Source organism: Psychrobacter sp. PAMC 21119 (assembly GCF_000247495.1).
Classification (GTDB): domain Bacteria; phylum Pseudomonadota; class Gammaproteobacteria; order Pseudomonadales; family Moraxellaceae; genus Psychrobacter; species Psychrobacter glaciei.
The window spans coordinates 13,558-28,394 of record NZ_AHVZ01000006.1 but is presented as its reverse complement, the minus strand read 5'-3'; the positions used below and the strand labels follow the sequence as shown (position 1 = coordinate 28,394).

The 14,837-nt window shown below is 43.2% G+C and carries 10 protein-coding genes; 3 read left to right on the top strand and 7 right to left on the bottom strand.

Annotated features, from left to right (window positions below; genetic code table 11):
* Window positions 1-74: 74 nt before the first annotated feature.
* Window positions 75-1,436 (bottom strand): Na+/H+ antiporter family protein, encoded by a 1,362-nt coding sequence (locus tag RH96_RS01225; RefSeq protein ID WP_010196288.1) that lies wholly within the window; start codon window positions 1,434-1,436, stop codon window positions 75-77.
* A 469-nt stretch (window positions 1,437-1,905) separates the two neighbouring features.
* Here RH96_RS01225 and lon point away from each other — a divergent pair, with 469 nt between their 5' ends.
* Entirely contained in the window at window positions 1,906-4,533 is a 2,628-nt protein-coding gene (lon, locus tag RH96_RS01220) for an endopeptidase La (RefSeq protein ID WP_010196285.1), read from the top strand.
* 408 nt (window positions 4,534-4,941) lie between these two features.
* On the opposite strand, the gene RH96_RS01215 is transcribed toward lon, so the two are convergent.
* Both RH96_RS01215 and RH96_RS01210 read right to left on the bottom strand, forming a co-directional pair.
* Window positions 4,942-5,379 carry a hypothetical protein gene (locus tag RH96_RS01215; protein WP_010196282.1) on the bottom strand — a complete coding sequence of 146 codons (438 nt, stop codon included), beginning with the start codon at window positions 5,377-5,379 and terminating at the stop codon, window positions 4,942-4,944.
* A gap of 206 nt (window positions 5,380-5,585) precedes the next feature.
* The gene (locus tag RH96_RS01210) at window positions 5,586-7,025 is read right to left on the bottom strand and encodes a S8 family serine peptidase (protein WP_010196280.1); all 1,440 of its coding nucleotides are present in this window, start codon (window positions 7,023-7,025) and stop codon (window positions 5,586-5,588) included.
* A gap of 722 nt (window positions 7,026-7,747) precedes the next feature.
* Between RH96_RS01210 and RH96_RS01205 the strand changes: the two genes are divergently transcribed.
* A complete protein-coding gene (locus RH96_RS01205; RefSeq protein ID WP_010196279.1) occupies window positions 7,748-8,305 on the top strand; it encodes a superoxide dismutase family protein in 558 nt (185 codons plus the stop codon).
* A 290-nt stretch (window positions 8,306-8,595) separates the two neighbouring features.
* On the opposite strand, the gene topA is transcribed toward RH96_RS01205, so the two are convergent.
* Both topA and RH96_RS01195 read right to left on the bottom strand, forming a co-directional pair.
* The gene (gene topA / locus RH96_RS01200) at window positions 8,596-11,253 is read right to left on the bottom strand and encodes a type I DNA topoisomerase (RefSeq protein ID WP_010196278.1); all 2,658 of its coding nucleotides are present in this window, start codon (window positions 11,251-11,253) and stop codon (window positions 8,596-8,598) included.
* A 279-nt stretch (window positions 11,254-11,532) separates the two neighbouring features.
* Window positions 11,533-12,114, bottom strand: a complete 582-nt coding sequence (locus RH96_RS01195) for a hypothetical protein (RefSeq protein ID WP_010196277.1) — start codon at window positions 12,112-12,114, stop codon at window positions 11,533-11,535.
* A gap of 424 nt (window positions 12,115-12,538) precedes the next feature.
* On the opposite strand from RH96_RS01195, the gene RH96_RS01190 reads away from it, so the two are divergent.
* Window positions 12,539-13,009 (top strand): DUF2799 domain-containing protein, encoded by a 471-nt coding sequence (locus RH96_RS01190; RefSeq protein ID WP_081501561.1) that lies wholly within the window; start codon window positions 12,539-12,541, stop codon window positions 13,007-13,009.
* Window positions 13,010-13,637: 628 nt separating this feature from the next.
* Here the strand turns inward: RH96_RS01190 and RH96_RS01185 are convergent.
* Both RH96_RS01185 and RH96_RS01180 read right to left on the bottom strand, forming a co-directional pair.
* Complete coding sequence (locus RH96_RS01185) at window positions 13,638-14,039, bottom strand: ExbD/TolR family protein (protein ID WP_010196272.1); 402 nt, start codon at window positions 14,037-14,039, stop codon at window positions 13,638-13,640.
* 82 nt (window positions 14,040-14,121) lie between these two features.
* Complete coding sequence (locus RH96_RS01180) at window positions 14,122-14,811, bottom strand: MotA/TolQ/ExbB proton channel family protein (protein ID WP_010196271.1); 690 nt, start codon at window positions 14,809-14,811, stop codon at window positions 14,122-14,124.
* Window positions 14,812-14,837 lie beyond the last annotated feature (26 nt).

Genomic DNA, 14,837 nt, shown 5'->3' with positions numbered 1-14,837 from the left:
AAAATAAAAAAAGACTTATTTCTAAGTCTTGTTTTATTTTATCTGCTGTTATTTAAAGGCTGTACTCTGTACGTTTACAGTACCATCGCCGCTATCCAACCAAATATTAATAACGGAATATTATAGTGAATAAAGGTTGGCACCACACTGTCTTTGATATGGTCATGCTGTCCATCAATGTTTAGACCAGACGTTGGCCCTAGAGTCGAGTCTGACGCAGGCGAACCCGCATCACCCAACGCGCCAGCCGTACCGATAATCGCCACAGTCGCCAATGGAGAAAATCCTAACGAGATACATAGTGGTACATAAATCGCAGCCAAAATAGGAATCGTCGAGAATGACGAGCCGATACCCATGGTCACAATGAGACCAATCAATAGCATGATAAATGCAGCCATCGCTTTATTACCACCGAACAGTGACGCAGCCCCATCAACGAGTGGCTGAATCTGCTCAGTCGCTTTCATGACTTCTGCAAAACCCTGCGCAGTAATCATAATAAAGCCAATCATCGCCATCAATTTGATACCGTCATTAAAGACGCTGTCAGCATCACGCCACTTCACCACGCCGGTCGCCATAAACACACCGAAGCCAAACATTGAGCCAAGCAATAGCGAATCGGTATAGAGCTGTACGACAAAAGCAGTCACGATGGCAGCTAGTGCAACCAGCGTTTTTAGTTTGCTTTGCGACTGTGCGCCAGCCGCAGTTTTACTCAATGTATCGCCTTCTACTACGGCATCATGTGCTTGCTGATCTATCGCAATCTGCTGATATACGCGCGGCTTACGATAGCTGATAAATACAGCGACTAGCAAACCAATTAGCATCCCCAGTGCGGGAATCGCCATGGCCTTGACCACAGAGATATTAGCGATATCAATGCCCGCCTCACCGACGTTTTTTAGCATGATTTGATTAAGGTAGATATCACCAAAGCCATATGGGATAAACATATAGGTGGTGACCAAACCAAAGGTCAATAGACAAGCGATCAGACGTCTATCAATATGCATTCGATTAAAGGCGAGCAATAATGGCGGTACAAGTAGCGGAATGAAGGCAATATGAATAGGGATTAAGTTTTGGCTAAAGCAGCTCATGGTAATCAAGCCTGCAAACAGCATGTACTTAATCATGCCACTGGTGCCACCTGCATCAATGCGCCTAATCACAGCACCTGCCAGTGATTGTGGCAAGCCCGAATGAGCAATTGCGACCGCAAACGCCCCAAGTAACGCATATGACAGTGCAATTTGTGCACCATTACGGATACCTTCTTGAAACGCATTGAGCGTATCAGTAATACCAAGACCCGCTATTAATCCACCAGCCAGCGCACCAATTAATAAACTGAGCACCACGTGCACTCGCGCAAGTGACAGCCCCAACATGATGATGACTGCCAGCAGTACCGCATTGATTGCCATGTGTTGCCTCGTATTCTATTTGCTTTGGTTCAATTCAAACTTATTGATATCTCATAATTTATGGATATCGCCATCGTCTCAAAAACGCTTTTTCTCGAATGTGTCTCTAAAGCGCTCTACTCTAAAACACACCGTTTAAGACGCGCGACAGTTTACCTTATTTTGCCTATAAAACCTATGCGTAGACCCCAATAGATATTTGATAGATGCTATTTATAAGTGATCTATAAGCATCTGTTATGACAGCTTTCTATGACTCTTATATGGCTACTTCCGATATACAGATTCTCACCAGCAACGCATAAAGCTCATAACCGTATGACGCTCTGTATTCAGCCAGATATAAATATTTTGCACAGTTAAGCAGGTGAGTTTGAGTACAAGCCTTGCAATTTTATCTGTGAGCACCATTTATCTAAACATGAACCACGAACTTGACTTTACAAGTCTGGTGAACGAGGAAAAATATATGAGTGAACATAAAATAGCCCAAGACAATATCGACATAGATGTCGACGTTTCATCTACTGTTGCTGATGATAACCAGCCAGACACTTTGTCTAGTCATGCGTCAGAAAGCGAGTTAGAGACAGCCTCTGACAATACTGAAACCACTGTCAAAGATGACGATAGTGAAGACAACACTAGTGAAGACGACAATGATAAAGACAGCGTTGAAGACGACACCTACTTACCGTTATTGGCACTGCGTGATGTGGTCGTCTATCCACATATGCAAATTGCCTTGTTCGTAGGTCGTGCACCATCGGTCAAAGCGGTCGAGCTGGCACAGGCTGAGTATGGCAATAAAGTACTGGTCGTGGCGCAAAAAGACTCGCTGACCGAAGACATTGATCAAGACAACTTATATCAATACGGTACAGTGTGCCGCATCGTCAGCACCATGCCACATGACAGCGATGAAAACTGCATCAAGGTATTGATCGAAGGTCAGTATCGTGCGCGCGTTGACAATATAGAAGATCACGACACGTTATTGATGGCGAAATTTGAACGTGCTGACCTCGATGTCAGTATGGATGAGAGTCAGCAAAAGAACACCATTCAAGCGTTGACCACACTATTTGAAAGCTATGCTGATGCGCGTCTGCGTAATGCCCGTGAGCTGACTCGCGTGGCCAAGCGTATCGATGATTTGCTTGAGTTGGTATATTTTATCTCAACTCGTGTGTCGATGGATCTTGATATCAAGCAGTCGTTCTTAGAAAAAGACGATATCAAAACGCACATCAATACATTGACTGAATACTTGGTCAAACAAAGTGCTGAGCAAAATATCGAACAAGATATCCAAGAAGCTGTCCGTCAGCAAATGGAAGAGAATCAGCGCGAATATTTCTTAAATGAAAAAATGAAAGCCATCAAAAACGAGCTGTCAGATATGAATGACGGCGCGTTCGATGGTGAAGACGATGTCGCCGAGCTTGAGCAGCGCTTAGAAGATGCTGACCTGCCAGAAGATGTACGCAAAAAAGCGGAGCAAGAGTTTAAAAAGCTCAAGATGATGCCGCCTGCATCGAGTGAATCGTCAGTCGTACGCAACTATATTGAATGGATTTTGGACACGCCGTGGAATGCGACGACCAAAGTTTCGATCAATTTAGACAAAGCTAAGACGGTATTAGACGAAGATCATTACGGATTACAAGATGTGAAAGACCGCATCTTAGAATATCTCGCCGTGCAATCACGTGTGAAAAAGCTTCGTGGCCCGATTTTATGTCTCGTCGGTCCTCCAGGTGTCGGTAAAACCTCACTAGGTGAGTCGATTGCGCGTGCTACTGGTCGTAAGTTTGTGCGTATGGCACTTGGCGGCGTGCGTGATGAAGCAGAGATTCGTGGTCATCGCCGTACCTATATCGGTGCGATGCCGGGTAAAATCGTTCAATCACTTGCCAAAGTCGAAGTCAAAAACCCGCTATTCTTATTAGATGAAATCGATAAGATGGCGCAAGACTTCCGCGGTGATCCAGCATCAGCATTGCTTGAAGTGTTAGATCCCTCACAGAACGATACGTTCAACGACCATTATTTAGATATGGACTTAGACTTGTCGCAAGTGATGTTTATCTGTACTGCTAACAGCATGGATATTCCAGCAGCGCTTCTTGATCGGATGGAAGTTATTCGCTTACCGGGTTATACCGAAGAAGAAAAAGTAAATATCGCACAGAAGTACCTCGTGCCAAAAGCGATTAAGAATAATGGTCTCAAAGAAGGCGAGATTGAGATTGTCGAAGCAGCGCTACACAGTATCGTTCGTAGCTATACGCGTGAAGCTGGTGTCCGTAACCTTGAGCGTGAAGTGAATAAAATCTGCCGCAAAGTTGTTCGCGGTTCGGTTGAAAGCCATGGCGCGCGTGCTCCGAAAAAAGCAGAACGTGAGCTAATCGTGGTCGATGACAAAAACATCGATGACTATCTCGGTGTCCATCAATATGACTATGGTCTGGCTGAAGAAGAGCCTGAGATTGGTCGTATCACTGGTCTAGCTTGGACACAAGTCGGTGGTGAATTACTCACTATCGAAGCAGTCGCCATGAAAGGTAAAGGCGAGCTTAGCTTTACAGGGTCACTCGGCGATGTCATGAAAGAGTCGATTCGTGCAGCGATGAGTGTGGTTCGTGCGCGCGGTGACAGCTTAGGGATTGATTACGAGACGTTCAAAACCACGGATGTCCACGTGCATATGCCTGAAGGCGCTACGCCAAAAGATGGCCCATCAGCTGGTGGTGCATTAACTACAGCACTCGTATCTGCATTGACAGGTATCGCCATTCGTCCAGATATTGCGATGACAGGTGAAATCACTTTACGAGGAAAAATCCTACGTATCGGTGGTCTCAAAGAGAAACTACTTGCGGCACATCGCGGTGGTATCAAGCATGTGTTGATTCCAGCGACCAATGAGCGTGATTTGGCCGATATCCCTGATAACGTCAAAGAAGGCCTGACTATTCAGCCAGTCGCAACAATTGATGAGATATTAAAAGTTGCGTTGGTGAGTATGCCAGTGCCGCTTAAACCTGCTAAAGTGACGGTTGATAAAACCTCAGGCAAAGCACTGCATAGCTAATCTGATCAATTACTAATCCAGTCTTACAAATTAAAGAGCCGCTCATCGTAATGATGGGCGGCTCTTTTTTGATCTTGAATACTGTCAAACGCTATAGTGCTACTAAGGCGTATCATCAGTGTCAACATGGTGACAACTTGCCATAAAACGAGGAAGATACACAGATAATATCGAGATCTAGACCAGCTATAGTCAAAATATTCCAAAAACGCTACGATACTGCTGATATCAGTTTTTTGTAGCCTCTGTCTGCAAAGGCACAGCAAGCAAGAAAAATTGATATCAGTAGTGCGTGATGGTTCGATATTACTTTTCACTGACTATACTTGACGCAGTTTGGCAAAATTTAGCCATTCGTTACATAAACCAAGCGTTTAAAATATAAGTAGGTCATTAAAAGAGTCGCATCTACCGTTCATCAAAAGAAGCCACTTGATTTCCAGGATCTTTTGCTGGATCGATAGGCTTAATATTCAAGTCACTCTGAGGGTTATATAAATTATCAGTAGACTTCGCTTTTTCTGACTTTCTATTTGCGCGAGTATTGTCTGTTGACTCAGCACCGTAACCATAAACTTTTTTGTTAAAATCTACAATATTTTCCTGTTGCTCTGAAGCATCTCCATTACTCTTGTCGATGCTCGTATTATTTTTAGTGCTATTGCTATCAGCGGTATCTGCTTTGAGCGGATCCGTTGATTTGCTATTACTGACAGTATTTGAGGAATGTTGTTGCTTAGTGGTTAGCACGCTATCTTGGCTATTGGCGGGCTTAAAATAGAAAATTAGAAAACCTACGACGAGTAGTAAGAATACTCCGATTGCGATAGGAGTCATGTTTTTCATAGCAGCTTACTTCCAATTAATAAAATATAGAAAAGGTATTAAGAATGAAGCTATTGGGCGTTCTTCTTAAATCAAGAGAACTTTTCAATAGAGTGTGATTATTGTTAGCTCATTACTTTAACCGATACCATCATTAGTTGTTATCTATCAAATATCGTCTCAAACTCTGATTGGAGTCTGAGACGACACTCTTACTAATTGACTCTTTAGCTTTGAGCAATACTCATCAATGTTGCATACAGATCAAGGCGTGGTCGTACAATCCCATTACGTGAATCTCTAACACTTACGCCATTTTGTTTAAAGCGACGTGTGGTGTCATCCACGCTATCTTGAGTCCTGTCAATCACTGTTGGCGCGCGCATTACTGCATAAGCACCGGCCATGTGCGGGGTTGCTTGAGAAGTGCCGCTCATAGTAATACCAGCAGCAGTAATATCATAACCTGGTGCCAAAATATCTAACAAGTTAGAGCTGTTAGAAAAACAAGTCACATCATCTACTCGATAACCATAGTTGAATTTATCTTGGTTATTATAGTCACGTCCACAGTATACTCGGGCGCTTTGATTGGTTGTATCGTGCACTGCTCCTACAGCGATAGCATTGATCTCCGAAGCAGGCCACGCTATGGCGTCTGTATAATACTCATTACCCGTTGCTACAACGGAGGCCACACCCATATTTTTCAGATCACCTAGCAAAGCCAAGTCATTCGTTGCTGTTTTATTAGCACCGCCACCTAGGCTCATATTTAAGGAGACAACATTTAATCCATTACCATTTCTAGTGATGTGATTATTATAAATCCAGTTCAAAGCCCCTTGAATAGCATAAGAAGGTGCCAACAGTTGACGCTGTCCTCTATTGTCTACTTGCCAATTGAACACGTCCAAAGAGACCAGCTTGGCTTCTGGTGCAACGCCTAAAGCGATGCCACTCACATTAGTACCGTGTTTAGAAGGATCGTCATCCAATTGACCGTCACCTTGACCATTTGCTTCTTGAGCAAACTCATAAGTACCAACGACACTACAGCTGGCACTACCAATGTTGCAGCTACCAAAGGCCGACCGGGTAGCATCCAGTCCAGTATCTAATATGGCAACCACAGAACCTTTACCTTTAAAAAAATATCTACCTTGTCCAGTTTGGACATAAGTATTCGCAGTTTGCGGTTGTCTGATAAAAGGTAGACTTTGTTGCAACGTTGGCTCTACATTGATATTAGGCTGAATCGATTCCACGTCAGCATCATTCAATAATTTAACCAAATCTTTTTTTGAATTCACACGATAAAAACTCATTGGCGAACCGTAATAGTCACGCAAAATTTGCGTATCTTTTAGTTGCGATGAGACTTGCTGCTTGACCAGTTTATATTTTCTTGTCGCCACATTTTTACCCGTGTTTTGACTGTTATCTACTGCGTAACGATCTTTATTAAATGTGACGATCAGATCATTAGCATCGTTAGCCAATAATTGATTAACATCGATATTGGCATTACGTAGCTTTTCTAATGCACTGGGGCTTAGTTGCTCAAATGCCTCAAGTGGCGTATTAACTTCTGCATAGGCCATAGAGACAAAACTACTCGACAGCAAGGCAATGAGTAAAGGTGTCGCTCTTGATATTGTTTTCATAACATATCCTTATTGGAAAATAACTCCATAGAGTGGTGGTTTAGATACTTTGGTTCATAGTACTCAAATAAAACCAACATAGTTCTGATGATTTATGAGCATGCCTAAAAACAGGAATATGTAAGCTTTACCGAAATGAGATTCATAGCATTAAAAAACTATAAACATTAACCTGTTAATAACAAACGTTTAACATCCTTGCTATTTAGCAAACAAATGTAAACAACAAAAGGCAGTATCAACCATAATGCCACTATTACTCTGTTTATTTATTGTAATTTATCAAAATTATTCTAGTTATCCCCTAGGCAATGTCCTCATTTTCAACATGGTGGATAAAATGAGATAAATTGCAGGCCAAGAAGGGAGATATTGCTATAAATATGAACGTATTAACAAGATTTTTGACAATATTTGGCAAAATTTAGCTATTGTTAGGCCGTTTAGATAGCGATCGGTTGAATTGAGGACACGCCCTAGTAATCATGGTTTTTTATGCATTCAAATAGTGCGCTTTTGCCAATTCCGACCGTATATTTTAAGCAGGAAATTTACATTTATTAACCGATTGTTGCGCATTTGATGAATAACTATAGGGTCAGCTTGGCTATACTAACTCCGATTCTAACGAATATTGACGTGAGTTTTAATAGAACAATAACCATAGATATTCGAAATTTAATGACGACTAAAAATAATGACTAAAACAATTGGAGAAAATAATGAATAAGACCATGCTTGCAAGCGCTCTATTATGTGGTTCTGCTCTAGCTATGACTGGTTGCCAAAGTACAGAAGGTCAATTAAAGACTGGCAATCCACTGAATCAACCTGTGTTGAAATCAGCGATTACAACAACAGACGCGAATAAAACGGAAGTTGGACAAGTTTTCTTACGCCCAGTCGATGGTGGTGTACAGGTCTACGGTAAGCTAATGAACCTGACACCGGGTCAGACTGTTGCCCTACATATTCATGAAACTGGTAGCTGTGATGTTATGGGTAAAGCAGCAGGTGGTCACTTTAATCCAGACAAAAAGCCACATTCTAATCCTGATGATATGAATGGTCATGCGGGTGACTTGCCAAACCTAACGGCAAATGAAAATGGTGTCGCTACTATTAATTATGTGAACAAAAAAATCGCGGCAACGGAAGCGGGTAAATACAGCGTTAATCGCCTAGCCTTTATCGTTCATGGTGGTACTGATGACTATACTAGTCAGCCAGCAGGTAATGCAGGCGACCGTATCGCTTGTGGTATCATCGAAAAGAACTAGGGCGTGTCCTCAATTCAATTGATCATATCTAAACGGGCTAAAAATGGCTAAATTTTGCCAAACATCGTTAAATAGCTGGTTAATATCCCGATATTATCTGCGCTATTTTCCTTGTTTGACTGCAATTTATCTCATTTTTATCACCATTTTTAAAATGAGGACACGCCCTAATAACATTTAGAGTTTATTGACAGCATAAAAAAACCTCTTAGATTATCTAAGAGGTTTTTTTATGACTTAACACATTACGATGGCAAGATGGAGATAAAAAGCCTAAAGGTAAAAAAGGATTACTCTTCTACCCACTCACCTTTGCGCCAGTACACACCCCAACGAGTGGCTTTACCATTTTTCTCAGAGCCGATATACTGCTCTTTTTTCTTACGTGACCAACGTAGAATCGTTGCATTGCCTTCAGGATCTTCGTCTGGACCTTCAAAGAGATATTGGAACTTATCTTCCATTTTGTCTTTGATTTCTCTTAGCTCAGCGAGCTTTGGTGCACGTGTCTCCCTTACTTTCGGGAACTTAGATGCTGCCAAGAACATCCCAGCTGCGCCTTCACGCAAAATGAAGTAATCCTCATGCTTGACCGATTTTAGCTCTGGTAAGTGAATAGGATCCATACGCGGTGGTGCTGCTTCGCCTGTTTTTAACACTTTACGAGTATTGTCACATTTCTGACAAGCGAAGTAAGGACCGAAACGTCCCGTCTTCAGTTCCATCTGCCCATCACATTTATTACAATCGATGGTAGGTGCGTCTGAACCCGGTACTTCGAACTTACCTTCTTCTAAAATATAGCCGTCGCAGTCAGGGTTATTACCGCAGATGTGTAGCTTAAGACCACCATCGACGATGTAGCCATTCATCGCTGTACCACATTTCGGACAGCGTTTTTTCTCCATCAAATCTTTGACTTCGGCCGCTTCGTCCTCTTCACCTTCGGCATCATCGAGATTGGCAAAAGCTTCGACTGGCATTAAGTTCTTGGTGCCTTTACAGCGCTCTTTCGGCGGCAAGTTATAACCCGTACAGCCTAGGAAGACACCCGTAGAACCTGTACGTAACTGCATCGGACGATCACAAATATCGCAGTGGACGTCTGGTACATCGGTCGGATCATTTGGACGCATGCCGTCTTTTTCTTTAGCACGATCAAGCGTGGTTTTAAAGTCCCCGTAAAAATTATCAAGGACATCTTTCCAGTCTGTATCACCTTCTGCCACGTGATCAAGCTTGTCTTCAAGCGCGGCGGTAAAGGTATAATCCATCAAGTCTGGAAAACTTGCCGTCAGTCTGTCAGTGACGATATCACCCATTTTTTCGGCAAATAAACGCTTGTTTTCAAGCTTCACATAACCGCGATCTTGAATGGTCGAGATAATAGAAGCATAAGTCGATGGACGACCGATGCCTTTTTTCTCAAGCTCTTTGACTAAGCTTGCCTCGGTATAGCGCGGTGCAGGCTTGGTAAAGTGTTGGCTTGGATCAAGCTTGTCTAGCGTTAACTTATCGCCTTTTTTGACATCAGGTAACAAGGTATCATCGGTCTTCGCCGGCGGCATGACTTTGGTATAGCCATCAAATACTAACGTACGACCACGCGCTTTTAGCTCGACATCATCAGCGCCAACAAACAAGTTCACTGACAGATACTTTGCTGGCAGCATTTGGCAGGCGACAAACTGACGCCAAATCAGCTCATACAGACGTATCGCATCACGTTCAACGCCTTTCAGCTGTGTCGATTTCATATTGACGTTAGACGGACGAATCGCCTCATGCGCCTCTTGTGCGCCTTGCTTATTACCATAGAAGTTAGGCTTTTCTGGTACATACTTCGCGCCATAGCTGTCTTCGATATAGCCACGGACAGCGGCAAGTGCATCGCCAGATAAAAAGGTCGAGTCGGTACGCATATAGGTAATATGACCGGCTTCGTATAAACGCTGTGCCAAAATCATGGTTTTCTTAACCGAAAATCCCAATCGCGTACTGGCTGCTTGTTGCAATGTCGAGGTAATAAATGGCGCACTCGGACGTGATTGTGTTGGCTTTTCTTCACGCTCTTTGACGATAAAGTCGTTGGCGTTAAGCACTTCTAAGACTTTATCCGTCTGCTCTTTATTGACGAGCTTTAGCGTTTTGCCACCTTGCTTGGTTGCCTCTAGACGAATGGCAATTTGTTCAGCGTCTTTTTTACTGCTGGCGACATGAGTATCAGCATGAATCTGCCAGTACTCTTCTGGGATAAAGGCGCGAATTTCATGCTCACGCTCGACCACCAAACGCATGGCGACCGACTGTACACGCCCTGCTGACAGACCGCGTGCAACCTTTTGCCACAATAATGGCGATATCATAAAACCAACGACGCGATCCAAAAAGCGGCGTGCTTGCTGGGCATTGACGCGATCGATATCGAGTTTTGAGGGTTGTTTAAAGGCATTTTGAATGGCGGTTTTGGTAATCTCGTTAAAGACCACGCGCTCATACTTGCTATCAGCGCCACCGATGACTTCTTTGAGATGCCAAGCGATGGCTTCCCCTTCTCTATCCATATCCGTTGCCAGATAGATTTTGTCAGCGTCTTTGGCTAAGGCTTTGAGCTCTTTGATGACTTTAGTTTTGTTTGGCAGTACTTCGTACACTGCTGCCCAGTCATGTTCAGGGTCGATACCCATGCGACGTACCAATGCTTGCTGCGCTTTTTCTTCTTTGCTCAGACTGTCATCTTTTTTGCTAGTCGCTGGCTTCTTCGCGCTTTTACTCGCACCGACGGGTAAATCGCGTACGTGTCCGATACTCGAGCGAACAACGAAGTCATTGCCGAGGTATTTATTGATCGTTTTTGCCTTGGCTGGTGACTCGACAATCACCAAAGACTTACCTTTGGAGCTGTCAGAGACAGGAGCTGGACTTTTTTTAGTTGTGGTTTTTGCCATATTTGACGACACCATAATATAAGTAGTTTAAAAGTAAGGTTAAATTCAGCAGCATGGCAATTTATGGAAGCTGATCATCATAGATCAACGATTTATTGTAATAATAGCTGCCGATATAAAAAGGTATAAAGCAAGCAACGACGCCGATACGAGTCATAAAACAGCAATAAAGATACAAAGACGTTACACTGCTAGGCGCTGAGCTGTCAACTGTAAATAATTGGGGCATCGCAAAACTGCTTGCCTATTGCTCATTAATGGAGACTAAAAAACGATTTACTAGTTCTTGCGATTTTTTTGCATCTGTAACGCCCACGCTTCAAGCTGTGCTTTCAGTACTAGTAAGTCTGCCTCAATCATTTTTTGCTGATAATTAGGATTTGTCACTGGGCGCACATAGGCGATATCTTCCCAGTAAATAACAATGCTATTGGACTTGATTAATAAGGCTTTTACAAACGGCTCAATACTGGATGGCAATGCTAGCGGCACTTTATCCAAGCTAAAATTGGTTTGAGGTGGCGTATTGCCATTACTACTGCCACTCGCATTTTTGTCTGCAGGATTTGCGTTGCTGTTTGCATTGCTATCTGGTCGCCAGCACCCATCGATGACCTGATAACGGGTTAGCGGCAGTTTGACGTTATCTAGCACCAAGCCATACTGACCAAGCATCCCGCGACCATATTCATTGTCTTTGCCCCTGATCCAATCCGGACAAGCGATCAGTTTTGGGTTCAACTGTAAGCGACGGGCGGTCATGCGTAAATGATCCAAGCGCTGATCGATACCGCTCGGTTTGAGCGCCATCATACTCCCTAGTACAAATAGTACAATGGCGATGACAATCCATATTCCCATAACAACCTGACCTTTAGCTGAATTAAAATACTGCTGAGGCGATACATTTGACCTGATCTGTCATAAAACCTATTAACGAGTAACGGACTGACCAGTGATTTGCCATACCCGTCCTTATAATAAGCACGAACCATAAAAAATCAAGCAGGACTCATAAAGGGATTAGTCGATAATCAGGTGATTGCCATTTGATTGGCACTTGATTGGCAAATGCATTTCACCTAGCAATCCTACTATTTATACTGGCATATCAATCAGTTAGTACGCAAAAAAATAATTTTAATAACAAGATACAAAAAGTTGTACGCAGCAAAAAGTGCTATGATAAACCATAATTTTAGACGCGCGCAGGTTTATTATGAATTATCTTATTGAGTCAAACTCATCAACCGCTCTTTTAGCCAGCAAACTGACGAATAAATTCATGAGTAAAACCAGTATCGTTTTCTCGCTGATGAGCGCCGCATTATTCACCCTGTCAGGCTGTGCCACGACCCAAAGTCTCACACCGCAGCAGTGCCAAAGCAGCAATTGGCAAGAAGTCGGCTATGCAGATGGCATCCGTGGACGCTCGGGCGCATACTTTGGTCAATATACCAATCAATGCGCCAGCGTCGGCGGTGCTAGCCCCAACCGCATTCAATGGGAACAAGGTCGTCAACAAGGTCTGAAGACCTACTGTACTGAGCTTAATGCTTATAAAATTGGTCGCGAAGGCTATGACTGGCAGCCTGTCTGTCCCCTTGAGGGCATCGAGAAGTTGGAAGAAGCTTATTCTCAAGGACGCTACTATTATATTCGCCAGCGTGATCTTGATTACCTACGCACACCCTATCCATTTGCCTACGGACCTGCTGGTCGTTATGGTTATAGTCCGTTTGTCTATGGTTGGTAATATAGGGCGTGTCATCAATTAGCACATTTATATATTTAGTGGTCTTAAAATGGCTAAATTTTGCTAAACATCTTCATCCTTGCTAACCATATGAAGCTTCTTATCCCTTCAAAAACCATATCGAAATCAAGATAACGATAATTGAATGAGATATTATGGCAAACGGGACAGTGTAGTAAACAAATCTTGCATTAAAGGAAACCTCGCAAGGTTACCCTAGCGAGGTTGAAAAAAGTTTATTATTTTAATTATTCTTATTATTATCTTGGGGTCTGTTGAACATTCAAATATTAGGACTGCTGATCGCTAAAATCGCATCAAACGTTTTATCAAATCAGGCGTAAACCGACGATAATGTCGAGACCTTAGCTAGGTTTATAACAACGTTTGAGGTGATTTTAGCATCAGCCTTTCAGGGCAAGGCTATTTTTTGCCAATACATGGCGAAATTGTCTAACCTAGAATGACTAGGCATCAAAAATTTCACTGCGCATTGTCTAAAAAATAGCCACTGCCAGTACCACATTTGAATGTTCAACAGACCCTAGTTATTTTTATATCGCTCAGCCTGCTAATTTTACTGATAAGCTTCTTAATATAAGCACGGTATTAGGCACGGCAAATTACTTTATTCGTTAACAAAAGCTATTTTACTAAGACCAGCCTGACTGGCAGCGGCGAGTACTTGAGCGACAGTGTCGTACTTACTGTCTTTGTCAGCACGCAATTGTACAGAAGGGTCTTTACCCGCAGCACCTTGCTGTTGTAACCGTGCCTCTAGCTCTTCCATGCTAATCGCATCGCTGTCCCAAAATATCCCTGCGTCTTTATCGATGCTAATTTGAATAGCCTCTGGCGGTGTTTCATTGACCTCGGCACTGGTCTTCGGCAACTCTAATGGCACCGTCGGATTTAGTACGGTCGCCGTCAATAGAAATATAATCATCAATACCAGCATGATGTCGATAAGCGGAATGAGGTTCATCTCATTCATACTTTGACTATCATCATCGCCCAATTGAAATGCCATAATCACTCTCAATACATTTGGTTATTCGCAATACAGCTCGCTTGGCTCTCGCCTAACGGACTGTTTCATCAATGGATAATTGTTAAGGCTGCGACGCGGCTGAACTCTGATAATGCGTCACTTGCTGAGCATCTGCTGCGTTTGAGTGCATACTTTTTGCCAATGGATCTTGGGCAACGGTAGACTTGCTGTCTATTGAAGGTTGCTGTGTGACTACCATCTCGGCAGAATGTGCCAATAAGTCATGCGCTCTATCGTTGGCGTGATACATCACACGGCGGTTGATACGCACTGCAAGGTTATAAAACACCACCGCTGGAATCGCCACGGCAATCCCCAAACCTGTCATAATAAGCGCCTCACCAACCGGTCCAGCCACTTGTCCCAAGCCCGCTTGCCCACTCATACCAATATTATGCAGTGCATGGAAAATACCCCATACTGTCCCAAACAAGCCAATAAACGGCGCAATCGCTGCCGTCGTCCCAAGGATAGGCAATCCACGCTCGCTGGCAAAGCGATAACGACCAATATGCTTGAGTAAGGTCTGCTCAGTAACCACACGGCGAGTAGAGGTATCTGCGGCTATCATCTCGCCCTGTTTTATCTGAATCTGTTGACTCAAATCATCTGCAACCGTCGCCGCCAACTTGCGGCTTTGTAGCACACGAATAATGCCAGTCACCCAAGAGAGGATAGATAAAGCCAGCAACAAAAAGAACAAAGTTTTTGTCACCATGTCGCTGATTTGCCAGTATTGCATAAAGTCCATATTAGACTCCTTAGAGTATTGTTTTA